This window comes from Marinibaculum pumilum (assembly GCF_042646425.1).
GTDB lineage: Bacteria > Pseudomonadota > Alphaproteobacteria > Ferrovibrionales > Ferrovibrionaceae > Marinibaculum > Marinibaculum pumilum.
On record NZ_JBHRTR010000034.1, the window covers coordinates 340,410 to 367,139 of the forward strand.

23 protein-coding genes are annotated in these 26,730 nt (G+C 70.9%); 16 read left to right on the forward strand and 7 right to left on the reverse strand.

All coding sequences use genetic code 11. The annotated features are described in order from the left end of the window. Positions 1–42: 42 nt before the first annotated feature. The 6 genes from ACFOGJ_RS21445 to ACFOGJ_RS21470 all read left to right on the forward strand — a co-directional run bounded on the left by ACFOGJ_RS21445 (position 43) and on the right by ACFOGJ_RS21470 (position 5,844). A complete protein-coding gene (locus ACFOGJ_RS21445) occupies positions 43–654 on the forward strand; it encodes a TetR/AcrR family transcriptional regulator (RefSeq protein WP_379904397.1) in 612 nt (203 codons plus the stop codon). An 86-nt stretch (positions 655–740) separates the two neighbouring features. Continuing rightward, positions 741–1,430: a GntR family transcriptional regulator gene (locus ACFOGJ_RS21450; RefSeq protein ID WP_379904399.1), complete on the forward strand. Its 690-nt coding sequence runs from the start codon at positions 741–743 to the stop codon at positions 1,428–1,430. Positions 1,431–1,483: 53 nt separating this feature from the next. Continuing rightward, positions 1,484–2,302, forward strand: coding sequence for a phytanoyl-CoA dioxygenase family protein (locus ACFOGJ_RS21455; RefSeq protein WP_379904401.1), 819 nt, complete (start codon positions 1,484–1,486; stop codon positions 2,300–2,302). Positions 2,303–2,311: 9 nt separating this feature from the next. Then, positions 2,312–3,640, forward strand: coding sequence for an NAD(P)H-dependent oxidoreductase (locus ACFOGJ_RS21460; RefSeq protein WP_379904403.1), 1,329 nt, complete (start codon positions 2,312–2,314; stop codon positions 3,638–3,640). A 118-nt stretch (positions 3,641–3,758) separates the two neighbouring features. Then, a complete protein-coding gene (locus ACFOGJ_RS21465) occupies positions 3,759–4,970 on the forward strand; it encodes an alpha/beta hydrolase family protein (RefSeq protein ID WP_379904405.1) in 1,212 nt (403 codons plus the stop codon). 16 nt (positions 4,971–4,986) lie between these two features. Further along, positions 4,987–5,844 (forward strand): LLM class F420-dependent oxidoreductase, encoded by an 858-nt coding sequence (locus tag ACFOGJ_RS21470; RefSeq protein WP_379904408.1) that lies wholly within the window; start codon positions 4,987–4,989, stop codon positions 5,842–5,844. Positions 5,845–5,904: 60 nt separating this feature from the next. Here ACFOGJ_RS21470 and ACFOGJ_RS21475 read toward each other — a convergent pair whose 3' ends face one another. Beyond that, entirely contained in the window at positions 5,905–6,609 is a 705-nt protein-coding gene (locus ACFOGJ_RS21475) for a glutathione S-transferase family protein (RefSeq protein WP_379904410.1), read from the reverse strand. Positions 6,610–6,728: 119 nt separating this feature from the next. Here ACFOGJ_RS21475 and ACFOGJ_RS21480 point away from each other — a divergent pair, with 119 nt between their 5' ends. The 3 genes from ACFOGJ_RS21480 to ACFOGJ_RS21490 all read left to right on the forward strand — a co-directional run bounded on the left by ACFOGJ_RS21480 (position 6,729) and on the right by ACFOGJ_RS21490 (position 11,010). After that, positions 6,729–7,088, forward strand: coding sequence for a winged helix-turn-helix transcriptional regulator (locus ACFOGJ_RS21480; RefSeq protein WP_379904411.1), 360 nt, complete (start codon positions 6,729–6,731; stop codon positions 7,086–7,088). A gap of 65 nt (positions 7,089–7,153) precedes the next feature. Beyond that, entirely contained in the window at positions 7,154–9,217 is a 2,064-nt protein-coding gene (locus ACFOGJ_RS21485) for a hydantoinase/oxoprolinase family protein (RefSeq protein ID WP_379904413.1), read from the forward strand. Beyond that, entirely contained in the window at positions 9,214–11,010 is a 1,797-nt protein-coding gene (locus ACFOGJ_RS21490; RefSeq protein WP_379904415.1) for a hydantoinase B/oxoprolinase family protein, read from the forward strand. Before ACFOGJ_RS21485 ends, ACFOGJ_RS21490 begins: the two co-directional genes overlap by 4 nt. Positions 11,011–11,034: 24 nt before the next feature. On the opposite strand, the gene ACFOGJ_RS21495 is transcribed toward ACFOGJ_RS21490, so the two are convergent. The 5 genes from ACFOGJ_RS21495 to ACFOGJ_RS21515 form a co-directional block, all read right to left on the reverse strand. Then, the gene (locus ACFOGJ_RS21495; RefSeq protein ID WP_379904417.1) at positions 11,035–12,165 is read right to left on the reverse strand and encodes a peptidoglycan-binding domain-containing protein; all 1,131 of its coding nucleotides are present in this window, start codon (positions 12,163–12,165) and stop codon (positions 11,035–11,037) included. A 17-nt stretch (positions 12,166–12,182) separates the two neighbouring features. After that, positions 12,183–13,265 (reverse strand): helix-turn-helix domain-containing protein, encoded by a 1,083-nt coding sequence (locus ACFOGJ_RS21500; RefSeq protein WP_379904419.1) that lies wholly within the window; start codon positions 13,263–13,265, stop codon positions 12,183–12,185. A 198-nt stretch (positions 13,266–13,463) separates the two neighbouring features. Further along, on the reverse strand, positions 13,464–14,933 hold the full coding sequence (locus ACFOGJ_RS21505) for an amidase (RefSeq protein ID WP_379904421.1): 1,470 nt from the start codon (positions 14,931–14,933) through the stop codon (positions 13,464–13,466). 63 nt (positions 14,934–14,996) lie between these two features. Continuing rightward, positions 14,997–16,925, reverse strand: a complete 1,929-nt coding sequence (locus tag ACFOGJ_RS21510) for an AMP-binding protein (protein ID WP_379904423.1) — start codon at positions 16,923–16,925, stop codon at positions 14,997–14,999. 52 nt (positions 16,926–16,977) lie between these two features. Beyond that, complete coding sequence (locus tag ACFOGJ_RS21515; RefSeq protein ID WP_379904425.1) at positions 16,978–19,071, reverse strand: molybdopterin-containing oxidoreductase family protein; 2,094 nt, start codon at positions 19,069–19,071, stop codon at positions 16,978–16,980. Between the two features lie 76 nt (positions 19,072–19,147). On the opposite strand from ACFOGJ_RS21515, the gene hrpB reads away from it, so the two are divergent. The 7 genes from hrpB (at position 19,148) to ACFOGJ_RS21550 (ending at position 25,754) form a co-directional block, all read left to right on the forward strand. Further along, positions 19,148–21,646, forward strand: a complete 2,499-nt coding sequence (hrpB, locus tag ACFOGJ_RS21520; RefSeq protein ID WP_379904427.1) for an ATP-dependent helicase HrpB — start codon at positions 19,148–19,150, stop codon at positions 21,644–21,646. A gap of 110 nt (positions 21,647–21,756) precedes the next feature. Then, complete coding sequence (locus tag ACFOGJ_RS21525; RefSeq protein WP_379904429.1) at positions 21,757–22,227, forward strand: hypothetical protein; 471 nt, start codon at positions 21,757–21,759, stop codon at positions 22,225–22,227. Between the two features lie 101 nt (positions 22,228–22,328). After that, positions 22,329–22,889: an NADPH-dependent FMN reductase gene (locus tag ACFOGJ_RS21530; protein WP_379904431.1), complete on the forward strand. Its 561-nt coding sequence runs from the start codon at positions 22,329–22,331 to the stop codon at positions 22,887–22,889. Positions 22,890–23,129: 240 nt separating this feature from the next. Then, a complete protein-coding gene (locus ACFOGJ_RS21535) occupies positions 23,130–23,579 on the forward strand; it encodes a hypothetical protein (protein WP_379904433.1) in 450 nt (149 codons plus the stop codon). 137 nt (positions 23,580–23,716) lie between these two features. Continuing rightward, on the forward strand, positions 23,717–24,055 hold the full coding sequence (locus ACFOGJ_RS21540; protein WP_379904435.1) for a hypothetical protein: 339 nt from the start codon (positions 23,717–23,719) through the stop codon (positions 24,053–24,055). A 257-nt stretch (positions 24,056–24,312) separates the two neighbouring features. Then, on the forward strand, positions 24,313–24,666 hold the full coding sequence (locus ACFOGJ_RS21545) for a hypothetical protein (protein WP_379904437.1): 354 nt from the start codon (positions 24,313–24,315) through the stop codon (positions 24,664–24,666). A gap of 182 nt (positions 24,667–24,848) precedes the next feature. After that, entirely contained in the window at positions 24,849–25,754 is a 906-nt protein-coding gene (locus ACFOGJ_RS21550; protein ID WP_379904439.1) for a protein-methionine-sulfoxide reductase heme-binding subunit MsrQ, read from the forward strand. Positions 25,755–25,791: 37 nt separating this feature from the next. Here the strand turns inward: ACFOGJ_RS21550 and ACFOGJ_RS21555 are convergent, their stop codons facing one another. Continuing rightward, positions 25,792–26,673: a bile acid:sodium symporter gene (locus ACFOGJ_RS21555; RefSeq protein ID WP_379904441.1), complete on the reverse strand. Its 882-nt coding sequence runs from the start codon at positions 26,671–26,673 to the stop codon at positions 25,792–25,794. Positions 26,674–26,730: the final 57 nt, after the last annotated feature.

Genomic DNA, 26,730 nt, shown 5'->3' on the forward strand with positions numbered 1-26,730 from the left:
AGATTAAATAACGCTCATTATGAAACGAGCCGGACCGACCTGATGGGACGCCATCGCGAATTCGATGTGGAGGAGGCCCTCGATGCCGCGCTGGGGGTGTTCTGGCGCAAGGGCTATGAGGGCGCCTCCTATGCCGACCTGACCGCGGCGACCGGGGTGGAGCGGCCGGCCCTCTATGCCGCCTTCGGCAACAAGGAGGCGCTCTTCCGCCGCGCCCTGGCCCGCTACAACGAACATTACCTGGACTACCTGCCGGAGGCGCTTCTGCGCCCGACCTCCCGGGAGGTGGTCGCGCACCTTCTGGACGGCGCGATCGACCTGAACACCCGCTATCCCGAGCACAGGGGCTGCCTGGGCATCACCGGCAATCTGGCGGGGTCGGATGCTTCGGAGCCCGTGCGGCTGGCGCTGGTCGAGGCGCGCGCGGAAGGCGAGGCGCAGCTTCGCGAGCGGTTCGAGCGCGCCAGGGCGGAAGGCGACCTGCCGCCGGATGCCAGTCCCGACGTGCTCGCGGCCTTCGTCATGGCCGTCCTCCACGGCATGTCGGTGCAGGCCAAGGCCGGCTTCAGTCGCGAGATGCTTCGCGCCGTCGCCGCGCAGGCGATTTCCGCCTGGCCGGCCGGCGAGTCCGCTCCGTCCGGCACCGCGTCCTAGCCCCGGTCGTGCCGGCGGGGCGTTGACGCGCCCGGCATTCGGTCGGAGAATTTCCGAATTCGGAATTCAAAAATCCAGGTCCGTCCGTGAAGCCTTTCGCACCGGAACCCGCACTGACCGAGCGCGTCCGCGACGCCATCGTCGGCGCGATCGTCGACGGCACCTTCCAGGCCGGCGAGCGGCTGGCGCAGGAGGATCTCGCGCAGCGGCTCGGCGTTTCCCGCCAGCCGGTCAGCCATGCGCTGAACGTGCTGAAGGAGCAGGGGATCCTGGTCGAGCTCGGCCGCAAGGGGCTGACGGTCGCGCCGGTGGAGCCGGAGCGGCTGTGCCACCTCTACGCCGTGCGCGGGCGCCTCGATGCGCTGGCGGCCGGGCTGGCCGCCGCCAGGGTGGCGGCAGGCACCGCGCCGGCCGGGCCGCTGGCGGAGGTCGAGGCGCTGCTCGTGGAGCAGTCGGCGCCCCGCGGCAGCGGCGATTTCGCTGCCAAGGTTGACGCGGACGTGGCCTTTCACACCGCGATCTACCGGCTGTCCGGCAATCCGGTGATCGAGGAGGTGGCACGGCCCCACTGGGTGCATTTCCGCCGCTCGATCCAGGCCGTACTGGCCGATCCCGGCGAGCATCCGCTGGTCTGGCGCCAGCACTGCGCGATCTTCGACGCGATCCGTGCCGGCGATGCCGGCGCGGCGGAACACCTGTCGCTGGACCATGCCGAGACCGCCGCCGAACGGACCGCGGCGCGTCTGACGAAAGAACAGAAAGCCGAACCCGAATAACCGGCACCCGAATAACCGGCACCCGAATAACCGGAACCCGAGGAAACGCCATCATGAAACTGAGCGAAGACGAACTCCGGCGCTTCGACGAACAGGGCTACCTGTTCTTCCCCGGCCGCTTCACCCCGCAGGAGGCCGGGGTCCTGCACCGCGCCGCGGACGAGGTCTATGCCCTGCACCGCGACGAGGTCTGGCGGGAGAAGAGCGGCGCGCCGCGCACCGCCTTCGCCGCGCACCGCTACAACGAGGCGTTCCGCCGGCTGGGTGCGCATCCGCGGCTGATCGAACCGGTGATGCAGATCCTCGGCGGGCCGGTCTACATGCACCAGTACAAGGTGAACGCGAAGGCCGCCTTCGACGGCGAGGTCTGGCAGTGGCACCAGGACTACGGCACCTGGCAGCGCGACGACGACATGCCGGAGCCGCGGGCGATGAACATCGCCGTGTTCCTGGACGAGGTGACCGCGGCGAACGGCCCGCTGCTGTTCATTCCGGGCAGCCACAGGAAAGGCGTGGTCGCCGCCGGCCACGACCTGGAAACCACCAGCTATCCGCTCTGGACCCTGGACCGCGAGACGGTGAAGGCGCTGGCCGACGAGGGCGGCTGCGTCGCGCCGACCGGGCCGGCGGGCTCGGTGCTGATGTTCTCCTCCCTGCTGGTCCATGCCAGCCCGCCGAACATCAGCCCGTTCGGACGCACCATCGTCTACCTGTCGCTCAACCATGTGGACAATCACATCCGCCGCTTCCAGCGCAAGGAATGGATCGCGCATCGCGACTTCGAAGCCATCCGGGCGCTGCCGGACGACTGCCTGTCGGAACTTGCAGGGCGGGCCGGGATGGCGGAACCCGCACCCGCGGCCGCGGAATAGGAGGGCGCGATGTACCTGCATGCCGACCTGATGGCGCGCGCTGCCGCGTCGAAACCCGTCCGCGTCCTGCTGATCGGCGCGGGCAAGTTCGGCTCGATGTTCCTGAGCCAGGTGCCGACCACCCCGGGGCTGGTCGTGACCGCCATCGCCGACCTGCGCCCGGATGCGGCGAAGGCCGCCTGCCGCACCGTGGGCTGGCCGGAGGACCTGGTTGCGGCCACCCGCTTCACCGACGATGCCGCCGCCGCGATCGCCGCCGACGATGTCGACGTGGTGGTGGAGGCGACGGGCCATCCGCCGGCCGGCGTGCGCCATGCCCGCCTGGCCTTCGCCCAGGGCAAGCATGTGGTGATGGTCAATGTGGAGGCCGACGTGCTGGCCGGGCCGCTGCTGGCGCGGGAGGCGGCGTCCGCCGGCACGGTCTATTCGATGGCCTATGGCGACCAGCCGGCGCTGACCTGCGAACTGGTGGACTGGGCGCGCTGCTGCGGCTTCGAGGTGGTCGCCGCCGGCAAGGGGACGAAATACCTGCCGGCCTACCATGCCTCGACCCCGGACACGGTCTGGGACCATTACGGCCTGACCGCGGCGCAGGCGGAAGCCGCCGGCATGAACTCCAAGATGTTCAACTCCTTCCTGGACGGCACCAAGTCGGCGCTGGAGATGGCGGCGATCGCCAATGCCTGCGCCCTGTCGCCGCCGTCGGACGGCCTGGCCTTTCCGCCCTGCGGCATGGACGACCTTGCCCATGTCCTGCGGCCGCGGGATGTGGGCGGCCAGCTGGAATGCAAAGGGCAGGTGGAGGTCGTGTCCTCGCTGGAGCGCGACGGCCGCCCGGTCTTCAAGGACCTGCGCTGGGGCGTCTATGTGGTGCTGGAGGCGCCGAACGCCTATGCCGCGGACTGCTTCCGCCAGTACGGCATGAACACCGATGCCTCGGGCCGCTATTCCGCGATGTTCAAGCCGTTCCACCTGATCGGCCTGGAACTCAATATCTCGGTGCTGTCGGCCGGCCTGCTGGGCAAGCCGACCGGCGCCACCCGCGACTTCCGCGGCGACGTGGTCGCCACCGCCAAGAGCGACCTGGCCGCCGGCACCGTCCTGGACGGCGAGGGCGGCGCCACCGTCTGGGGAAAGCTGATCCCGGCGGTACGCTCGCTGGAGATGGGGGCGCTGCCGATCGGCCTCGCCCAGGGTGTCAGGCTGAATCATGCGGTGGCTGCCGGCCAGTCGCTCACCTGGTCGGACGTGGCATTCGACGCGGCCGACGATACGGTGCAGGTCCGTCGCGAAATGGAGACGCAGTTCCGGCAGGCGTTCCGCGCGGCCGCCGAATAGCCGCACCGCGCTTTCGCCCTGGCCCTGCCCGCGGCGCTGTGACCTGCCGCTTCGCCTGGGGTATCATGCCCGCAGCTGCGACCGGCGGGACCGGATCGGCGGAGCCGGGGGGCACAGGATGGCTTCAGGAACGATCGCGCCGTTCGCAACGCTGGATTTCAACAGCCAGCTGAACCGGAGCCTGGGCAAGGTCTATCTCGGCGCCGCCAGCGTCGGCGAGGTGATGGCTGTCGCCGCCAGCATTGCCGACGGTGATACGGCGAGCTGGCATGCGGCTTGGTCGAAGCTTGCCGCATCGCTGGAGGCACGGGGGCGGGCGGCGGCTGCGGCGGGCCAGCGGCAGACCGCGCTCGGCCTGTACCTGCGTGCGACGGAGGCCTGGCGCCAGGCCTGCTTCTTCCACCGGGTGGACCTGGACTGCGCCGAGCTGCAGGCGGCCTGGCCGCGGCTGGTCGCCTGTTTCCGCGCGGCCCTGGCGCAGTCGCCGTTCCATGGCGGGCGTGTCGAACTGCCGTTCGAGGGGCGCTCGCTCTGGGCCTATCTGCTGCATCCGGGCCCGGCGGAGGATGGCCCCTGGCCGACCCTGGTGATGCCGTCGGGCTATGACGGCACGGCGGAGGAGACCGCCGTCATGGTCGGCTGGCCGGCCCTGGCGCGCGGCTATGCCGTGCTGGCCTTCGACGGTCCCGGCCAGGGCTGTACCCTGTACGATCCTGCGCGAAGGGCCTTCATGCGACCCGATTTCGAGCATGTCCTGCCGGCAGTGGTCGATGCCGCCCAGGGGATGGCACCGGTCGACGGCGACCGCATCGCCGGGGTGGGGATCAGCTTCGGCGGCTACCTGATGCCGCGGGGCGCCAGCGGCGAGCCGCGACTGAAAGCCCTGGTGGCGGATCCCGGGCAGGTCGATATGGGGGCGGCGATCCTGCAGCGCCTGCCGGAGCGGCTGAAGGCGCTGCTCGACCAGGACGGCACGGAGGCCGAGGCGGCGTTCGAGGCGCTGGTCGCCCGTCCGGAGGGGCAGCTTCTGTTCTGGCCGCGCATGGCGGCGCACGGGCTGTCGTCGGTACAGGCCTATATCCGGGCGATGCGCGACTTCTCGCTGGCGGGCCGCGCCGAGCGGATCGCCTGCCCCTGCCTGATTTGCGACAACGAGATCGATGTCGTCTCCACCGGCCAGGGTTCGCTGCTGGCGGGGATGCTGGAGACGCCGGCGGAATTCGTGCGCTTCACTGCGGCCGAGGGCGCGGGCGGCCATTGCGAAGGCGCCGGGCGGGAGGTCTTCGACGAACGGGTCTTCCCCTGGCTGGACCGGCTGCTGAAGCGCTGATCGACACGAGGACGCCATGCGCCTGAACGCCTTCTTCCCGACCAACGATATCGGCGACGATCCGGCGAAGATCCGCGACTGGGCGCAGGCGGCGGAGGATCTGGGCTATGCCATGATCGAGGTGCCCGACCATGTCCTGGGCACCGCGGCGCGGGATGGCTGGACGCCGTTCTACGACGAGAGCCACGATTTCCACGAGACCTTCACCACCCTGGCCTTCCTGGCGGGCTGCACCCGTTCCATCGGCCTGTCCAGCGGCGTCCTGGTGCTGCCGCAGCGGCAGACCGCGCTGGTGGCGAAGCAGGCGGCGGAGGTCGACCTGCTGAGCGGCGGCCGCCTGCGGCTGGGCATCGGCGGCGGCTGGAACCATGTCGAGTACGAGGCGCTGGACATGGACTGGTCGACCCGCGGCGCGCGCCAGGCGGAGCAGGTCGAGGTGATGCGCCGCCTGTGGACCGAGGACCTTGTCACCGTCGACGGCCGCTTCCACCGGATGCGCGCGGTCAATGTCCGGCCGCGCCCGGTGCAGCGCCCGATCCCGGTCTGGTTCGGCGGCACCTCCGACGCGGTGCTGAAGCGGGCGGCGCGGATCGGCGACGGCTGGATGCCGATCATCCCGCCCGACGAAAAGGCCGAGGCCCGACTGGCGGAGCTCGACGGCCTGCTGAAGGAAAATGGCCGGGACCGTGTCTCGTTCGGGCTGGAAGCCTGGATCGCGGCGAAGGAGGACCAGCCTGAGCGCTGGGCCGCGGCGGCGGCCGGCTGGCGGCGCCTGGGCGCAGACATGGCGATGCTGTTTCCGGCCTGGCGGATCCCGTCCGCCGATGGGCAGATCGCGGCGCTGCGCATGTTCCGGGAGGCGCTGGCCGACTGACGCGGCCCGGATGCGGGCGGTGGCGGCGCCGCCGGCGAACCGGCGGCACCGCCGTCGGGGTCAGCGCCCGTAGCGTGCGATCACCTCCGCCAGCGGCAGGTGGCCGAGGCAGGCCCCTGTTCCCGCAGCCGTATCGCCGGCCTCCAGGGCCAGCGCGTACCGCACGGCCGGCTCTGCCTCGATCCGCTGCCGCAGCGCCTGCAGCTTCGGCCAGCGGGCCGGGTCCGCAACCGCGTGGATGTCCAGCCAGCGGGCGACGCCGACCAGCAGGCCGTCGGCCAGGCATGGCAGCTCCCCCAGCAGGAAGGGCGTCTCGCCGATCATCCCCTCCAGCTTGTCGTGGCGTTGCATTACGGCATCGCGGCCGAAGCGGTGCAGCGCCTCCTGATAGGCCGGGTCGGGCTGGGCCATCTCCATCGCCACCCAGAGCGCGCTGAAGGCGCCGGTGAAGCCGGAGTTCACGAAGCCCATCAGCTGGTGCATGCGGTCGGCCTCCGGAGATGCAGGATCGAAGCTGATGCGGCGGTCGGCGTCCCGCGCTTCGAGCCAGGCGGCGATCGCCATCGTTTCCGTCAGCGGCTGGCCCCGGTCGGTGATCAGCACCGGCGTTTCGTGACGCGGGTTGAGCCGGGCATAGTCGGGCCGGCGCATCTCGCCCAGCATGTCGACACGGGCCAGGCGGTAGGGCTGTCCGAGCCATTCCAGCGCGGCGACGAGCCCCATCGAGCTTCCTGCGGGGAAGCCGTAAAGCAGGATCGGTTCCATCTGATGTCCCAGGTGGTTCTGTGGTCGGGGTGGTGTCGCTGCGCAGCGCCACTGGAACATAGGCGGCCCCGGCGCCATGTGAATTACGCACATTTCGGTAACCGCCGCGGAGAAGGGCGATGAAGGATCTGGTCTCGCGCTGCCCGATCGAGGAATGCATGCAGGTGCTGTCGGGGCGCTGGCCGGGGCTGCTGCTCTACTACCTGAAGGACGGCACGAAGCGGTTCGGCGAGCTGCGCCGCGACAATCCAACCTTGTCCCACCGGGTCCTGACCCTGGAACTGCGGAAGCTGGAGGCCGCCGGCATCGTGCGCCGCAGCGAATATCCCGGCTATCCGCGGAAGGTGGAATACGACCTGACCCCGGCCGGGCGACGCCTGGTGCCCCTGCTCGACGCGCTTGGCGACTGGTGGCTGGGCACGGAGGCGGAGCGGGGTGGCCATGTCGCAACTCTCCCCGGTGTCGCGGCAGGCGACTGACCGAGCCTGACCGGGCCGTCTGAAATACACTGGTAATCGCCGGCCGGCTGCCAGACACTCCCGTCATGGCATATGACGTCTGTATCGATATCGGTGGCACTTTCACCGACTGCATCGTGGCGGGGCCGGATGGCGCGGCCCGGATCTTCAAGGCCTCGTCCACACCGGGCGCATTCGAGCGCGGCTTCATGGCGGCGCTGGAACTGGCGGCCGGGCATTACGGCCTGGCCCTGCGCGACTTCCTGGGGCAGGTGCGGCAGCTGGTGCACGGCACCACCGTCACCACCAACGCCCTGGTGCAGGGGCAGACGGCGCCGGTGGCTTTGCTCTGCACCGCCGGGCATCCGGACGTCCTGACCCTGCGGGAGGCGCCGCGCAAGCGCACCTGGAACTGGCGTACCGACTATCCGGGCCCGTTCGTGCCGCGCAACCGGACCTTCGAGATCGGCGGCCGCATCGACGCGCTGGGCAACGAGGTGGCGCCGCTCGACGAAGCGGCCGTCGCGGATGCGGTCGCGGTGGCGCGGCGCCTGGAGGTTGCCGGCATTGCCGTCTCCTACCTCTGGTCGATCGCCAACCCGGCGCATGAGCGCCGCACGCGGGAGCTGATCGCCGCCGCCTGGCCGGAGGTGCCGGTGACCCTGGGGCATGAGATCAACCCGATTCCGCGGGAATACCGCCGCACCATATCCACCGCCATCGACGCCAGCCTGCAGCCGATCTTCTCCACCTACCTGTCGCGGCTGGAGGCGGCGCTGCGCGACGGCGGCTATGGCGGCGAGCTGCTGGTGGCGAACTGCGTCGGCGGCATGATGCCGGCGGCGGAGATCATCGCGAAGCCGATCTACAGCGTGATGTCTGGGCCGACCCTGGCGCCGGTGGCGGCCCGCGCGCTCTGCGACGCGCCGCTGATCGTCGTCATCGACATGGGCGGCACTACCCTGGACGTCTCCGCCGTGCGCGACGGCGAACTGGTGGTGGCGGCGGAGGCGATGATCCTGCCCTACGACATGCTGGGCCTGCCGAAGGTCGACGTCCGCTCCGTCGGTGCCGGTGGCGGCTCCATCGCCTGGGTCGACGCCGGCGGGCTGCTGCGGGTCGGGCCGCAGAGCGCCGGCGCGGAACCCGGTCCCGCCGCCTATGGCCGCGGCGGCACAGCGGCGACGGTGACCGATGCCGATGTGGTGCTGGGGATCATCGACCCGGACTATTTCCTGGGCGGGTCGATGCGGATCGACCGCGCGGCGGCGGAGCAGGCTGTCGCTGGCATCGCCGGCCGGCTGGGCCTCTCCAATGTGGAGGCCGCCTATGCCATCCACACCACCTGCAACCACACCATGATCACCGCGATCGAGGATGTGACGATCAACGAGGGGATCAATCCGCGCGATGCCTGGCTGGTGGCCGGCGGCGGCGCCACCGCCGCCCATGTGGCGGAGATGGCGCAGGTGCTCGGTGTCCGCGGCTTCACCGTGCCCAAGCATGTCGCGGCGCTGAGCGCCTTCGGCGGCCTGATCTCCGACCTGCGGTGGGAGGCCGTGGCCAGCCTGCATACCAGCAGCCGCGCCTTTGCGGCCGAGGCGGTGGACGCGCTGCTGGCGGAACTGCGGGACCGCTGCACGGTCTTCCTTGCCGGTGCCGGGGTGGCGGCAGAGGACCGCCGCATCGCCTGGTCGTTCCAGGGCCGCTACGAGACCCAGTCCTGGGAGATCGCCGTGCCGTTCGACCTGCCGGAGGGCGGCCTGCAGGCGTCCGATATCGCCCGGCTGACGGCCGCCTTCCACGCGGCGCATGAAGCCATCTACGGCTTCAAGGAGGAGGGCGACCCGATCGCGATCACCACCTGGAAGGCGATGGCGATCGGCCGCAACGCCCGGGCCGGCGAGCGTCCGGCCGCAGCGGGCGCGGAACAGCCGCCACCGCCGCCCAAGGGGCAGCGCAACGTCTATCTGCGCGATGCCGGCGGGATGCGGGAGGTGCCGGTGTATGACGGCACCGTCTTCCGCCCCGGCATGGTCCTGGCCGGGCCGGCGGTGATCGAGGAGCCGACCACCACCCTGCTGCTGCTGCCGGGGATGCGGGCGCGGGTCGATGGCGGCGGCAACTACCTGGTGGAGGTGAGCGCATGACGGAAGACGTCGCAGCCGGGTCCGCGCCGGCCCCCGACTTCGACCCCGTGCTGATGGCGGTGCTGTCCAGCCGCTTCGAGGCGATCATCCGCGAGATGGTCAACACGGTGATGAAGTCCAGCCGGTCGACGACCATCACCAATGCGCGGGACTTCTCCTGCGGGCTGCTGACCTACGACCATCGCCTGGTCTGCGTGGAAGAGGCGATGCCGATCCACGTCACCGCGCTGGAGCTGACCACGGCGCCGATCACCCGGCTGTTCGACGATGTGAAGGAAGGCGACGCCTTCTATTCCACCAGCCCCTATTACGGCGTCACCCATCATGCCGACATGACCGCCTGCGTGCCGGTGTTCTGCGATGGCGAGCCGCTGTTCTGGACTCTGGCTCGGTCGCACCACACCGATACCGGTGCGCATCTGCCGACGACGATGGATGCCTATTTTCGCACCGTCTACGAGGAAGGGCTGCATATCCCGGCGCTGCGCTTCCAGGAGAACTATGCCGACAAGGCCGACCTGATCCGGCTCTGCCGGGAGAATTTCCGGGTCAGCCACCTGTGGTACGGCGATTATCGCGCGCAGATGGCCGCCTGCCGGGTGGGGGAGCGGCGGCTGAAGGAACTGTCGGCGCAGTACGGGCTGGATCTGCTGAAGGACTTCGTCGCCGCCTGGATGGCCTATGGCGAACGCCGCGCCATCGCCGCGATCCGCGAACTGCCGGCCGGCACCTGGAGCCATACCTGCACCCACGACCCGATCCCCGGGGTGGCCGAGGACGGCATCCCGATCACCGCCCATGTCACCACCGACCCGGAGGGCGGCTGGGTGACGGTCGACCTGCGCGACAATCCGGACTGCGTGCCAGGCGGGGTGAACCTGTCGGAGGCCTGCGCCACCGGATCGGGCCGGATCGGCGTGTTCTACAACCTGGACCCGACGATCCCGCACAATGCCGGCAGCGCGGGCCGCATCCGGGTGCTGCTGCGCGACGGCTGCGTGGTGGGCCGGCCGACCTATCCGGTGGGCACTTCGAACGCGACCATGGGGGTGAACGACCGGCTGATCAATGCGATCCAGACCGCCTTCGCGAAGATGGGCGCGCCCTACGGCCTGGCGGAGGGCGGGGTGGAGTTCGGCAGCAATATGGGGCTGATCTCCGGCACCGACGACCGCCATGGCGACCCGCAGCCCTTCGTCGACGGGCTGTTCCTGGCGCTGGCCGGCGGGCCGGGGCTGCACGGCCATGACGGCTGGCTGACCTACGAAGCACCGAACGGCGGCGGCATCCTGGCGATCGACGCGATCGAGACGGACGAGGCGAAATACCCGGTGCTGGTGGAAAGCCGGCATGTGGCGAAGGAGGCGATGGGTGCCGGGCAGTGGAACGGCGCGCCGTCGATGGAGGGCAGCTATCGTCCGCTGCGCGGACCGATCACCGTCGCCTATTGCTCCGACGGCGAGACCAACCCGCCGCGCGGCGTGCTGGGCGGCGGCGATGCCGCGCCGGCCCGCAACGTCAAGCGCCTGGCCGATGGCGGCGAGAAGCGATTGCCCGGCTTCCACCTGGAGACCTGCGCGCCGGGGGAGAGGATGTGCTTCCGCACCGCGGGCGGTGGCGGCTATGGCGATCCGCATGCCCGAGACCCGCAGGCGGTGGCCGCCGATGCGAACCGGCACTGGCTCAGCCCGGAGCGCGCGGAGGCGCTGTACGGCGTCGCCCTGCGGCTGGCCGGAAACGGCGTTGACTGGGAGGTCGACGGTGACCGGACCGCGGCGCTCCGCCAGCGCTGAACCGCGGCGGAGGCCCTATTCCCGCTATGGTGTGCCTGGCCTGCCACCGAGGCCAGGCGGCGGGCCGGGGCGCCGGCGGTCGGCAGGTGCGGCCTGGATCCCGAACCTCGCCGCCATCAGGCGCAGGACATTGTCGTCGAAGGACGGCTGGACCTTCGGGTCGCAGCCCGCGCCCAGGACGGCGGCCAGCACCGTCTGGTGCAGGTCGAAGGCATCCTGGATCGACGGGAAGCCCGCCAGATAGGCCTCCTTCGACGCCAGCTGTTCCGGCGTGAAACGGACCTCGCCGCTGTCGAGGACGGCGATGTGGATCCTCGCCACAACGATCTCGTCGGTCTGCCGCGCCAGCAGCCGGTCCGACAGCAGCAACCTGAAGGTGAGGGCTTCGCGCACCGCCGGCGCGCCGCAGGCCTGGCCGTTGTCCGACATCGCCAGAAGGTAGGCGTGGTAGAAATGCCGCCAGTAGTTCCGCGCCGGCTGCGCCGCGATCGCCGCCTCGACCTCGCCGTTCGCGATCCTGTGCAGCGTTTCGGCATGGGGCAGGCCGTCGATCCGCGGCACCAGCCCGGTCAGCGCGCTGTCGATCGTCCTGCGGGGGACCGGCTTCGGCGTGGGCAGGCGAGCCTGTGCGTTGTTCAGCGCGCTCAGCAGGTCGGCCGTGGCATCGCCGGTCGCGGCCAGGTCATTGTCGCGCTGGAATGCCAGAATCGCAGCCCGGGTCGCCGTCCCGTACAGCCCATCCACCGGACCGGCGTCGTAGCCCAGCGTATTGAGACGCTGCTGGACCAGCCGCATGACGCTGCGATTGCCGTTGAAGGTCCTTGCCGCCGGCGGTGCCGGTGCGGTCCCGGACGGTTGCCGGCCGTTGTTGGTGCCAAGCTCTTTGCTGATGCTGCGGTCCAGGTCGTCGAGGGTGTCCTTGACCTCGTCCAGAAGGGCCAGGTGTTGCCGCCCTACCCGGGGCTCCGCCTGCGCCGGAGCGCCCGCCTGGAAAGGCAGGGCCAGAAGCATTGCGAGCAGGAGCGGGCGCCACGTGATGCAGCATCGCCATCGGGAATCGCCCCGCCGCCTGCCGGCCCGTGCCTTGACCATTGAGTATGCGCCTTTCCCGCTCCCGTCAGGCTCCTTCGATACGCGATCCTTGCGCTGCGGCAAAGCGGGCGATCGGCGGATCACACCGACAGGTGGCGGAGCCAGCGTTCATAGCGGCGGTCCAGGCCGGCGCCGTCATTGTCCTCCGGCGCGGGCACGGCGCCGTGGCGGCGGGCATCGGCGGGCGGCACGCCGTAGCGGGCGCGGAACGCCCGGCTGAACGCGGTGTCGCTGCCATAGCCGCAGGCGAGCGCGATGTCGTAGATCGAGCGTCGCCCCTGGGACGGATCGGTCAGCATCAGCAGCGCCCTGCGCAACCGCCGGTCGCGGACATAGGCGGCCACGCCGCCGAATGCGTCGAACAGGGCGTAGAGCTTGCTGCGGGAGACGCCGACCCGGCCGGCGATCCAGTCGGCGGACAGCTCCGTCTCCGACAGATGCGCCTCGATGAAGCGCCGGATCCGGCCCAGCTGCGCCAGCGCCACCCCGGCCCGGATGTCGGGCCGGTCGCTGGCGGCGGCGTTCAGGCAGGCAGCCGCCAGGCCGGCGGTCGCCGGCGCCACGGTGATCGCCTGCTGTGCCGACATCCGGGCGGCCAGGCGCTTCAGCGACAGCATATGGTCATGCAGCAGCGCCACCATCGGCTCCGTGCCGTGCAGCACCCGCATGTGCTGGTCGTCCGGCCGCTCCAGGCTGTCCTGCAGCATCTCCCGCGGCAGGATCAGCGAAAGGTTGGCGAAATCGTCGGTAACGGTGTCGACCTCCCGCGCCAGGTCGAACACCAGCAGGCCGTTTTCGGGGATGCGGAAGCTGCCGCCCCTGGTCTCCCAGAACGTGCAGCCCTTCTCGAACAGCTGGACCATGTAATGGTCCATGCCGTCGCGCGCCATCAGCCCCGCCGTCCGCGCCCAGTGCTGCCGGCGGCTGGCGGTCCGGGCCAGCATGATCGGCCCCAGCATGTGGGCATCGACACTGGCTTGGAAATTCTCCTCCCGCACCTCGCGCGACGCCTCCACCTCGAAGATGCAGGAGATGCTGTCGCGCCAGCAGGCGAAGGATTCGCCACCGGCCAGACCGTCGGTGGTGAAGACGGCATGGGGCACCGGCTCGCCGCCGCGGCCGGCGGCGGTCGGGGCATCGTCCGACTCCATCCGGGATGTCATCTGCACCGGCTCCCGTGCATTGGCGTTGTTGCGGTCATGCCGGAAGAGTACAGGCCGAATGCGGCCAGAATTCGGCAGCAGTCGCATGACCGGCGGAAAGCCGGCCACCGGTGCCAGGCGGGAGACCGCTACGCTTGTTCTCTCGCAGACCTTCGGCGTCGGTTCTGCCGTCTGTCCGTTGCAGTGCCGTGACCGCCGCTATTCGTAGCCACCGGGAGGGTGGAAGCCGCCGATCTCTTCCGCCAGCAGGCGGGCGAAGGCGATGGGGGTATAGTCTTCCAGCCGCGGCCCGATGATCTGCAGGCCGACGGGCAGGCCCGCGAAATCGCCGCTGCCGCCGGCCGTGCCGATCGGCGCCACCGTGGCGGGCAGGTAGGCGACGCCTGCGATGCCGGCCCAGAACAGCTGGTCGTTATAGTCGACCGTCTGGCCGTTCACGGTGATCGTCCGCTCTTCCCGCGGCTTGTCCTGGTCGTGCCGGAAGGCCGGGGTGGCCGCGGCCGGGCAGATCAGCACGTCGAAATCCTTGAACCAGGCCTCCCAGGCGCGCTGGATGGCGACCCGGTCCTCCACCGCCTCCGCCCAGGCGCGATAGTCCTGCACCGTGGCGCGCAGCACCTGGGCGCGATAGCTCATGTCGTCCGGTGCCAGCTTCGGCACCTCCGCCTGCGCGGCGTCATAGACCGCCTGCGGGCCGCCGGCATGGGTGACGGCGCGGAACAGCTGCACATAGCGCCGGTGCGACAGGGCCAGGTCGACATCCGGCGCGGCGCCCTCCTGCACGCGCGCGCCCAGCCGGCCGAGGACCGCGACGACCTCGGCGATCCGGTCGGTGACCGTCCGGTCGACGGCGGAGCAGGTATGGTCGTAGATCACGCCGACCCGGAAATCGCGCAGCCGTTCCCAGCGCGGCTTGGGCAGTTCCAGCGACCAGGCGACCGCATCGTGCGGCGCGGGCCCGGCCAGAACGTCCAGCGATACCGCCAGATCCTCCGCGCTGCGCCCCATCGGCCCGACCACCGCAATGTCGGCGGAGGCGTTGCGGCCCGGCGGGCGCTGGCCGATGGTCGGGATGATCTCCCAGGTCGGCTTGTGGCCGTAGACGCCGCAATAGTGGGACGGGTTGCGGATCGAGGCGCCGATATCGCTGCCCAGTTCCAGCCCGGTCAGCCCGGCCGCGAGGGCCGCCGCGGAACCGCCGGAGGAGCCGCCGGGGCCGCGTTCCAGGTCCCAGGGATTGTTGGTGGTGCCGTAGATCTCGTTATAGGTCTGCCAGTCCACCAGCCCGGTCGGCACGTTGGTCTTGCCGAACACGACCGCGCCGGCATTGACCAGGCGATGCACCGCGATGGCGTTGCGGTTGGGGCGGTTGTCGCGCCATTCGGTGCGGCCCCAGGTGGTCGCCGTGCCGACCAGGTCGAAGGCTTCCTTCACCGTCATCGGCACGCCGTGCAGCGGGCCCCAGATCTCGCCGTCGGCCAGCGCCTCGTCGGCGGCGGCGGCGCGTTCCTGCGCCTGCTCCGGCAGGGTGGCCACGATCGCATTGATCTGCGGGTCGAATGTCTCGATCCGCTTCAGGTAGAGGGCGAGGACCTCGCGGGCGGAGATCTTCCGTTCCCGGATCGCCGCGGCGATCTCCACCGCGGGAAGGTAGGCGAGATCCTTCATCTGTCACTCCCGGTCTGAAACGTCACGCTTGTGCGCAATGGCAATTGTTGCCGGACGCCATGGTCAATCGATGAACAGCAGGCGCCCGCCGTCAAGCAGGCATTCGCCGCTGGCGGCATACAAGGCCTCTGCAAGGGCATTGCGGCGACCCAGCACCGCCCGCTGGTTCACATACCCCTTGTCGGTGATCTCGCCCGCATCGATGAGCGGCGGCTCGCTCATCAGCAGCACCCGGCGGACCCGCATGCTGGAGCCGCCCGCCTGGGCGTTGTGCGTGGCCAGGCTGCGGCGCAGATGGCGGGCGACCCCCTCGTCTGCGGCGGCTGCGGCAAGATCGTCGAGCGCCCCGGGATTGTCCGCCACCTCCCGGCAGCCGGCCAGGCTGGGCCAGGCCAGCAGGCCGATATACGGCCGGTCGTGGCCGGTGACCACGGCGTCCTGCAGGACCGGCGCGGCGGCGCCGACGGCCGCGACCCGCAGCGGCCCCACGCTGACCCAGGTACCGGTGTCCAGCTTGAAGTCCTCGACCACCCGGCCGTCGAACACCAGGCCCTTGTCGGGATCATCGGGATCGACGAACCGTGCCGCATCGCCGATCCGGTAGAAGCCCTCCTCGTCGAACGCCTTTTCCGTCAGGTCGGGGCGGTTCAGGTAGCCCGGGGTGACGATCGGTCCGCGCACCCGGATCTCCAGCTTCTCCCCGGCGGGCACCAGCTTCAGCTCCACCCCGGGATAGGGCAGGCCGATCAGCCCCGACCGTTCGGACGCCCAGTGGGTGGAGGTCGCGGTCGGCGCCGTCTCCGTCGAGCCCCAGCCGGTATAGACGATGATCCGCTCGCCGGTATAACGGACCGCCAGTTCATGCAGCTTGTCGAACATCTCCTGCGACAGGGCCGCGCCGCCATAGCCGATCCGCTTCAGGCGGGAGAACAGGTGCCGGGCCAGGCCCTCGTCCTCCTCCAGCACCGGGATCAGCATGCCGAAGCCGACCGGCACGTTCAGGTAGCTGGTCGGCGCGATCTCGCGCAGGTTCTGCAGGCTGATCCAGAACAGGTCGGGGGTCGGGCGGCCATCGTCGATATACAGGGTGCCGCCGGTCGACATCACCCCGTTGAAGTTCATGTTGCCGCCATAGGTGTGATTCCAGGGCAGCCAGTCCAGGATCACCGGCGGCTGCGCCGGGTCCGGCGGGATCGCGGTCTGCGCCATCGCCTGGTTGGCGCACATCATGCGATGGGTGTTGATCACCGCCTTCGGCATGCCGGTGGAGCCGGAGGTCAGCAGGTACTTCGCCACCGTGTCCGGGCCGAGGGCGGCCAGGGCGGCGTCGATCTCCGGCCCCGCCGCCGCCGCCAGCGTTTCGAACGCGAGGCTGTCGACCTCCGGGTCCGGGTCGGCGGCATGGACCGGGATCGCGCCCGCTTCCCTGGCCACCGACAGGGCGCGGCGGAACTGGCGGGCCGATTGCGCGAAGACCAGCTTGGGCGCGATCAGGTCGAGCGCATGGCGCAGCTTGCCCAGGTCGGAGGACAGCAGCGAATAGGCCGGCGAGACCGGCGCCGCCACCAGCCCGGCCGCCATGGTGCCCAGGGTCAGCAGGGCATGTTCCAGGCTGTTGCCGGACAGGATCATCACCGCATCGCCGGGCTGCAGGCCGCGCGACAGCAGCCCCTGGCCGATCGCCCGGGCCTGCTGCCAGACCTGGGCATAGCTCAGCTGCCGCCAGGGGCCGAGGGTCTTCGGCGGGGCGTTGGCTGGCGCAGGCGTGCGCTGGCAGAGGAAGGGCCGGTCCGGCGCCTGCGCCGCCCAGCGTTCCAGGAACTGCAGCACATGGTCGTCATAGCCGCCCAGCGGATGTGCCGAACGCAGGACCGCGCTGCCGTCGGCGCGGCGCTCCAGCTCCGCCTTCGGCGGCAGGAAGTCGACATGGCGGAACGGCGCCTGCTTGAAGGAACGGCTGTCTGTGACGGGGCTCGGCAGGGGGGAGGACATGGAACGCGGACTCCGGATACGGAACGAAAGAAACGGGCGACGACCTGCGGGCCTAGCCGGGAAGCGGTGCCAGGCTGACCTCGACATTGTGGACGGCGGTGCTGTCGCCCATGTCGCTGCGCTCGCCGGGGTTCAGCAGGTTGACATTGGCATGCTGCGGGCTGCGCTTCAGCCAGCGTCCCTTCGGTGCCAGCGCGGTGCCCGGCAGCATCGACGGGTCCAGATGCGCCCGGAAGGTCAGGGCACCCAGGGCGTTACGGACCTCCACCGCGCTGCCGTCGGCGATGCCCAGCCTGGCGGCGTCGCCGGGATTGAGGGTCAGGACCTCCGCCCCCGCCTGGTCGGCGACCTTGGCGACATTGTCGTAGGACGAATTCATGTGCCATTCGCTGGCCGGCGACAGCAGGCGCAGCCGGCCGTCCGCCGGGGCAGGGTCGACCTGCGGCTGCGGCACGAGGGGGAAGCCGTCCGCCGCCGCGCGGGCGCTGGCGATCTCGATCCGGCCCGAGGGGGTGGGGAAGCGCAGATCGCCGAACAGCATCACCGGGTCGGGGGAGACCGGCACCGTCCCGGCCGCCTTCAGGCGGTCGAAATCGATCCCCAGGCCGCTGGCGGCCAGCAGCCGGTCGATGATCGCGCGGTCGCCCTCGAACAGTGCCGGTTCCGTGAGGCCCATGGCGCGGGCCAGGCGGCGGAAGATTTCCTGGTTCGGGAGCGCCTCGCCGACCGGTTCCATCGCCTTCGCCTGGGCGGATACCGACAGGTGCATGTAGGAACAGACCAGGTCGTCGAACTCCAGGAAGGACGCCGCCGGCAGCACGATGTCGGCAAAGTCGGCACTGTCGGTGCCGAACAGGTCGATCACCACGGTGAACAGGTCGTCCCGCGCCAGCGCGGCCTTCAAGGCCGCCTGCTGCGGGTTGGAGGCGACGATGTTGATGTTCCACAAGAGCAGCGCGCCGAAGCCGTCCGGCGCGGACGCCGGCAATGCCAGCCTGTCCGCCAGGTCCATATGGCTGATCGCCCGTGGCGGCGCGGTGCGCAGGCGCTCGCCGGCGACATCGCCCATCGGCAGGTTGCGGGTCGCACCCTTGCCGTTCAGGTAGTAGATGCCGGTGCCGGGCCGGCCGATCTGCCCGGTCACCGCGGGCAGCATGGCGCAGGCCCGCATGATATTGCCGCCCAGCCGCTGGCGCTGCAGTGCCTGGCCCAGCCAGAGCATCGACGGGCCCGCGCCGTAGAGCCGCGCCGCCGCCTCGATATCGGCGGCCGGCACGCCGGTCTGCGCCGCCGCCCAGTCCGGCGTGCAGGGCGGCAGCAGGGCGGCCAGTTCCTCCCAGCCGATGGTGTGGTCCGCCAGGAAGGCGGTGTCGACCAACCCGTCGCGCTGCAGGACGTGCAGCATGCCGAAGGCCAGCGCCGCGTCGGTGCCGGGGCGGGGCTGCAGGTGCAGGTCCGCCATCGCCGCGGTGGGGGTGCGGATCGGATCGACCACCACCATTTTCCCCGGCCGTTCCGCCAGCCAGTGCTTGTGGGCATGCGGGGCGGAGGCGGAGGGGTTGCAGCCCCAGACCAGCACGCAGGCGGAATCGCGGATCGTGCGTGGGTCGAAGCCCTTCACCGACGTGCCCAGGACATAGCCCAGGGCGACATGGCCGGCATTGTTGCAGACCGTGTCGGGCTCCACCTCGGTGGCGCCGACATGGTTGAAGAAGCGCATCGGGAAGGCGCCCGCCAGCACCGAGGTGGTGCCGGTATAATGGGCAGTCAGGATTTTCTCCGGCGTCCCGGCAGCCAGCAGGGGGGTCAGCCATCCGGCAATCTCGGCAAGCGCCGCGTCCCAGCCGATCGCCTCGAACCGGCCCTCGCCCTTGGCGCCGACCCGCCGCAGCGGCGTGCCGAGCCGCGCGTCCGGATCGCGCCAGGCGCCGTTATAGGCCAGCGCACATTTGCCGCAGAGGGAACCCCGGCTGACCGGATGGTCGCGGTCGCCCACCACATGTCGGACCGCCCCGTCCTCGCGCAGCACCCGGATGCCGCAGGCGTCGTAGCAGTCGCGCGGACAGGTGGTCCTGATCGACCCGTCGCTTATTGTCCCGGCCTTGATTGTCCCGCTCTTGCTTCTCTCTGGGGTCGAGGCTTCCATCTCCTCCCCTCGCGTGGTGCCCGGCAGCCTCGGACCCGCGCTTGTTTGTTGTTGACACCGATCTTGTCCAAGCAGGATGCCCAGCGCACCCCCTTCCCGCAATACCGAAGCGCAGCCCGCCGATATCGAGGCCGCCGCCGCCGCCCTGGTGGCGCGGCTGGAGGCGGGCCGCCAGGCGATCCTGGTGGCGCCGCCCGGCACCGGCAAGACGACCCGGGTGCCGCCGGCGCTGGCCGATGCCGGCTGGCTGCCGCCCGGCGCCCGCATCCTGGTGCTGGAGCCGCGACGGGTCGCCGCCCGGGCGGCGGCCGGATTCGTGGCCGCCGCCCGCGGCGAGGCGGTCGGGGAAAGCGTCGGCTATGCCGTGCGCCTGGACCGCAAGGCGGGCCCGCGCACCCGCATCGAGTTCGTGACCGAGGGGGTGCTGACCCGGCGCCTGCAGTCCGACCCGGAACTGCAGGGAATCGGCTGCCTGGTGTTCGACGAGGTGCATGAGCGCAACCTGGAAGGCGACCTGGCCTTGGCCCTGGCGCTGGACGTGCAGGCCGGGTTGCGGCCCGACCTGCGGCTGCTGGCGATGTCCGCCACGCCGGATGTCGCGGCGCTGCGCCGGGTGCTGCCCGATGCCGGGCTGGTGGAGCTGGCCGCGCCGGGCCATCCGGTGGAGATCCGCCATGCCCCGCCGCGGGACGGTGAGGGCCTGGCGGATGCGGTCGCCCGCTCCGTGGCGGAGGCGGTGGCGCTGGAGCCGGGCGACCTGCTCGCCTTCCTGCCCGGGGTGCGGGAGATCCGCGACACCGCCGCCGCCCTGCGGCCGCTCCTGCCGCCGGCGGTCGCGGTGCTGGAACTGCACGGCCGGGTGCCGCCGGCGGAACAGGACCGCGCCCTGCGTCGCGACCCGGACGGGCGCCGCCGGGTGGTGTTGGCCACCAACGTGGCAGAGAGCAGCGTCACCGTCGACGGCGTGCGGCTGGTGGTCGATGGCGGCCGCGCCCGGCGCCCGGCGCTGGACCATGCGGTGGGGCTGTCGCGCCTGGTGACGGAACCGATCGCGCAGGCCAATGCCACCCAGCGGGCGGGCCGTGCCGGGCGGCAGGCGCCCGGCATCTGCTGGCGGCTCTGGCCGAAGGCGGCGCATGGCGCGTTGAGCCCGCAGCCGGAACCCGAGATCCGCCGCGCCGACCTGGCCGAGCTGGTGTTGGCCCTGGCCGATTGGGGTGTGGGCGAGCCCGCGGCGCTGACCTGGATCGACCCGCCGCCGCCGCAGGCCGTCGCCGCCGCGACCGGGCTGCTGCAGGACCTGGGCGCCCTGGACGCGGGTAGTGCGGTCACCCCGCTGGGCCGGCGGATGGCCGGCCTGCCGCTGCATCCGCGCCTGGCGCGCCTGCTGCTGGCGGGCATCGACGAGGGCGCCGCCGCCACGGCGGCAGAGGCGGCGGCCCTGCTGTCGGAGGGCGGCGGGCCGGACGAGATCGATCTGGTCCACAGGCTGGCTGCCTTGCGGCGCGACCGCGGGCCGGGCAGCCGCCGGGTCGCCGACCTGGCGAAGCGGCTGCTGCGGCTGGCCGGGCAGGGGCGGGACGCGGGCGGCGGTGGCGACCGCGGCGCCTCCCTGGGATCGCTGCTTGCAGCCGGCTTTCCGGACCGGGTGGCGCTGCCGGCCGGGGGCGGCGCGTTCAAGATGCGCAACGGTCGGCAGGCGGTGCTGCCGGAGCGGCATCCCCTGGCGGCGGCCGAGGCGCTGGTGGTCCTGGATGCCGGCGGCGCGCGGTCGGGGGCGCGCATCTATGCCGCCGCAGCCCTGACCCTGGCCGAGCTGGAGGCCCGCTTCGCTGCGGCGATCGTGGCCGAGGAGCGGCTGGACTGGTCGCCGGAGCGTGGCCTGACCGGGCATGCGGTCCGCCGCCTGGGGGAACTGGAACTGGCACGCCGGCCCCTGGGCGAGGTCGACGCCGACCGGGCACAGGCCGCCATATGTGCCTTCGTGGCGGCGCGGGGCGCCGATGCGCTGCCCTGGACGGGTGCGGCCGGCCGGATGCGCGCACGCATCGCGGCGGCCGCGGCTGCGCGGCCGGACCTGGCCTGGCCTGAGCCGGCCGATGCGGCGGTACAGGAGGCCCTGGCCGGCATGCTGGCGGCGCGGATCGGCCGTGCCGCGCCCGCGCCGGAGGTGCTGGAACGGACGCTGGCGGAGGGGCTGGAGGCGCTGCTGGACTGGCCGGCACGGCAGGCGCTGGAGGCCGCGGCACCGTCGCGGCTGCGCCTGGCGAACGGGCTGGAGCGCGCGCTGGACCATGAGGAGGGCCGGCCGGTGCTGCGGCTGCGCCTGCAGGACCTGTTCGGCGTGGCGGAGACGCCGCGTCTGCCGGACGGGTCGGCCGTGCAGCTGGACATCCTGTCGCCGGCCGGCCGCACCCTGCAGAAGACCGGCGACCTGGCCCGCTTCTGGGCCGGCAGCTATGCCGAGGTGCGCAAGGAGATGCGCGGCCGCTACCCGAAGCATCCCTGGCCGGAGGACCCCGCCGCGGTCAGCCCGCCGGTGCGGCGGGGCAGGGGCGGTGCGCCGGACGGATAGCCGCGGGCCGGCCGGCCTGCCCGCAAAAGACCCCGGTTCCGCCCGGATTGTGCCACGCGGCGGCGCTCTAAGAGGCTCCGGACACAAGCGGAAACCGGAGGGACCTTCCGATGTCGAAATCTGTCGAGGCCATGCGCCCCATCTCCGTCGGACGCCGGGCGGCGCTCGCGCTCGCCGCCTTCCTTGCCGCCGCCAGCGCGCTGGGCGCATCGGCGCAGGCGCAGCCGGGCCCGGCGCCGCACGAGATCGCCTTCGTCGACAAGACCCGTGCCGAGGTGCCGGTGCAGGCGCAGATCAAACTGCTCTGCTCCGATGACGAGGGGCGGCTGTTCGAGAAGAAGGCGCTTGTCGTGGCGGGCCTGGGAAGCGGCTTCGTCACCCCGATCGCCTTCCCGCAATGCCGCGGCGCGACCCTGATGTGGGTCGCCGGCGAACTGGTCGGCGACGACCGTGGCGTGGTCACCGACTGCGACTCCACCAATATCGAGATGCCGCGGGATCCGGCATCCGTGCGGGTTTCCTTCTCCGCGCTCGCGCGGCCATACGGCCGGTCCTGCGCCCTTGCCGCCGAGAAGTGGTAGCTGGAGACTGCACCGGCATCGAAAGGGGGGCGGCGGGCGATTGCCGCCGCCGCCCGGGGCGCCATAATGCGGCCGGACCCATCCGAGCCGAGGAGCCCCCGATGAGCCTGCGCCTGCATACCGTGATCGCCAGCACCCGCCCCGGGCGGGTCGGACCCGCCGTCGCCGAATGGTTCCACGGGGTGGCCAAGGCGCAGGGCGGCTTCGACGCCCATCTGGTCGACCTGGCCGAATTCAACCTGCCGATCTACGACGAGCCGAAGCATCCGCGGCTGCAGCAGTACGCGCATGACCATACGAAGAAATGGTCGGCCTCCGTCGCTGCCGCGGACGCCTTCGTCTTCGTGGTGCCGGAGTACAATTTCGGCCCCACCCCGGCGCTGCTCAACGCCCTGAACTACGTCTACAACGAGTGGAACTACAAGCCGGCGGGCTTCGTCGGCTATGGCGGCATTTCCGGCGCCATGCGTTCCGTCCACACCACCAAGCTGACCCTGAACGTGCTGAAGATGGTGCCGATCATGGAAGGCGTGACCGTGCCGATGGTCGCGCAGCAGCTGAAGGACGGTGCCTTCGCGCCCAACGACATCCAGAGCCAGAGCGCGGATGCGATGCTGACCGAGCTCGCCCGCTGGGCCGCCGCCCTCAAGACCATGCGCTGAAGTCCGGCCCGGAAGCGCCGGGCGGGTCGTTTCCGCTTTCGCCGGCGCGCCGTCGCCGGCGGGCATCCTGCATGCCTGCCGGGCGGTCGGGCATGTCCGCTGCGCAAGCCCGGAAAGCCTTGCTGCGCAGGTCGGGGACGCCGGGATCTGCCGCGAAAAGACCCCAATCCGGCCGCCATCCGGCCCCGGAGTTCCGCTTTAAGAGCGTCCATAGGACAACGACAACAAAGGGACGCTCCCATGTCGAAACATTTCGGGTTCCTCCATCGTGCCGCGCCCGCGGCGACCGCCGTCGCGCTCGCCGCTGCGGCCTTCGGCCTGCCGGCACTCGCCCAGGCTGCCGAGGAGACCCGCGTTGATTTCGTCTTCGTCGATGACAAGGCGGTGCCGGCGCAGCTGACCGGCACCATCGAGCTCGAATGCATCGGGGTCCGTTCGATCAAGTGGACCGGCCCGGTCGGCCAGGGCTCGAACCGCATCACCCCTATCGGCAGCTTCAGCTGCCCGGACTTTGGCGGCGTCATGGTGAAGTCCGAAGTGCGCAGTTCGACCGGCCAGCAGACCTCCTGCCTGCCCGCAATGTTCGAGGTCCCGGAAAACCCGATCCAGGTCCGGGTCAGCTACAAGGAACTGACCACGAGCGGCGGCTTCCTGGACTGCACGATGCATACCGACCGGCCGGCCCCGTAGTCGGATCGATCTTGGTTTGCAGCGATGCCCGGCCCGCCTGGCGCGTGCCGGGCATTGCTGTTTCCGGGGCGTTTGCTGGTCCCTGGCCACGGCCGTGCCTATCCTGTCCGGAAGTGAATGCAGGGGAGGAGCGGCAGATGACGGACATCGCCACGCGCAAGGTCTACGAATCCGACCTGGTGTCGGTATGGGAGATGGAACTGCCGCCCGGCGCCAGCACCGGGCTGCACACCCACGAGAACAGCTACCTGTTCCACGTCACCCAGGGCTCGACCCTGGAGACCACGGATGCGGAGGGGCGGAAGCTCTCCACCTTCACCATCGCCGCCGGGGAGAGCCGCCGCTACACCCTGCACGGCAACAGCCTGTCGCCGGCGGATGGCGACGGCCCGGCGATCCCGGCGACCCATGCCGCGCGCAATATCGGCGACACGGTGTTCCGCGAGGTGCTGGTGGAGTTCAAGCGGCCAGCCTGACCGGTCGCGGCTGCGGACCGCCGCGAATTCTCTGGGGCGTGTTCGTTGGGGCGAATTCCCCGGATCGCCACAATCCGGCCGCGGCCCGGCCGCGAAGCATTGCGACAAGAGTGTCCACCAGACAATGACAGCAAAGGGACGCTCCCATGTCGGTTCATGTTTCACGCCTGCGTTGCATCGCATCCGCCGCGGCGCTGACAGCAGCCGCGCTCTGCCTGCCGGCTGCGGCCCAGGCGGCGCCTTCGCAGGCGAATGAGATGATCGAGTACCTGTTCGTCGATAAGGCGCCTGCGGCGCAGCCGATGAGCGCCTACATCTCCGTCCAGTGCTTTGGCGGCCACTTCAAGAACTGGGAGGGGTCCGTCGGCGTTGGCTTCGGCGGCATCACCTCGATGGGCAGCGGCTATTGCCCGGGCGGCAGCGTCATCGTCGTCCGGCCGGTCGCACGCCTGGAAACCGGGGGGCGGGGCGGTGAAGCCTGTGAGGTCACCGCGGTCGATGTGCCGGACGGGCAGAAGCAGCTGCTGATCTGGTTCAAGGAGCTGCGGGAGGAGAACGGCCAGATCCGCTGTGCCGTGGAGACCGAACTGCCGGACGTGCTGAACCCCTGAAGACGGCCGCCTCACGCCGCTCCCGGTCGCAGGCCGGCCGCAGGTCACAGGGGCGCGAGCCGGGGGCGGCGGCGCCAACATCTGCGTGAGCAGGGGCTGCGCCCGCGGCGGCGCTCCGCCATGTTTGCTCTGGGCCGAACCGGCGGCTTCCCGCGCCGGCGCCCCGGAGGGCCGTCCATTCCATGTCGAAATCCGTCCAGACCCCGCCGCTGCCGTTCCGGCTGATGCCGGCCGCCGCCGACCTGCCCTGGAACGACCGGGCCGGCCGCTTCGCGGCGCTGCGCGCCATCGCCTTTGCCGCGGCGGTCCTGCCGGCGGCCTGGTTCGCCGCCGCAGCCCTGAGCGGCGCCTATGATCCGGAACCGACTAAGGCGGTCCTGCACCTGACGGGGCTGTGGACCCTCTATTTCCTGCTGGCGACCCTTGCGATCACGCCGATGCGCAGGCTGCTGTCCTGGCCGCGGCTCGCCGGGCTGCGCCGGATGCTGGGGCTGACCGCCTTCGCCTATGTGGCAGGGCACCTGGTGCTCTACGCCTTCAATGAGAATCTCGACCTGGCGATGGTGGCCAGCGAGATCGCCAGCCGGATCTACCTGACCATCGGGTTCGTCGCCCTGGCCGGCCTGGCGGTGCTGGCGGCGACCTCCTGCGATGCCGCCATCCGCCGGCTGGGACAGCGCTGGCGGCATCTGCACCGGGCGGTCTATCCGCTGGCGGCCCTGGGGCTGCTGCACTTCTTCATGCAGTCGAAGCTCGACATCTCCGAGGCGGCGGTGCTGAGCGGGCTGTTCGTGGCGCTGATGCTCTATCGCCTGCACGATCGCTGGCGCCTGGGGCTGCCATTGCTGCCCCGGATCCTCGCGGTCGCCGGCCTGGCGGGCATCGCCGCCGCCGGCCTGGAATATGCCTGGTATGCGATCGCGACCGGCGTGCCGGCCGGCCAGGTGCTGCTGGCCAATCTGGACCCCGACCGGGCGCGGCCGATATGGGCGGTGATGGCGATCTGTGCCCTGCCGCTGCCGGTCTTGTGGGTCCGGCAGTGGCTGGCGCTGCCGGCCGGACAGGGCGCCCGCCCTACCGCCGCGTGAGACCTACCGCTGCCTGGGACTTACCGCCGCCTGGGACTTACCGCCGCCTGACGAACGGCAGGCGGCGCTGGATCACGAAGATGCAGGCCGCGATCATGAAGGGGAGCACCATCGCATAGCCGATCGCGAGTTCCGTCAGCTTCGGCCAGGCATCGGTCAGGTTGTTGGAGACATAGAGGCTGACCGCGACAGGCTGCAGGCTGACGATGAAGGCGGCGGCGATCGCGTTCTCGGCGCGGATCCCCACCAGGGTGCCGATGCCGAAGACCAGGATGTAGGCGAGGATCGTCACGACGACGATGCCCGCCAGTTCGTGGAAGGCATAGGCCGCCTCCACCCCGGGCGGCTCGAAGGCCTGCATCAGCGCCGCATAGATCACGGTCAGTGCCAGCATCAGCCAGATGAACACGCGGAACGGTGTCTCGAAGTTCGCCTGCGGCGCCCGCGCCAGCTGCCGCACCGTCATGCCGATCGCCAGCGGCGCCAGCAGCGCCAGGAAGAAAATCGACAGGATGTCGGAGAAGGCGGTCAGCACCGGGCCCGACATGGCCGGTTCCGGTTGCACGATCAGGTCGATCAGTTCCGGCCCGAGCACCGGCCCGATGATGTTGGTGAGCACCAGGCTGATCACCGCCAGCGGCAGGTTCGCCCGCGCCAGGAAGACGCCGGCGGCGGCGGCCTCGCTGCCGGGGCCCAGCAGGACGATGGCGATCGACATGTCGGTCTGCGGCTCGCCGCCGACCATGTGGATGGCGACCCAGGTCAGCAGGGGCATGATCAGGTACTGGCCGAACAGGACCAGAAGCAGGGCATCCCAGTCCTGGAAGGCACGGAACAGGTTGGCCAGGCCGACATGCATGCCCAGGCCGATGGATGTCAGGAACACCACCGTCAGGACGATAATCTCGTAAACCAGCATGGTCCTCCCCCGGATCGCGCGCATAAGTTAGCGGCGCCGGCCGCGAATGCGTAGAGT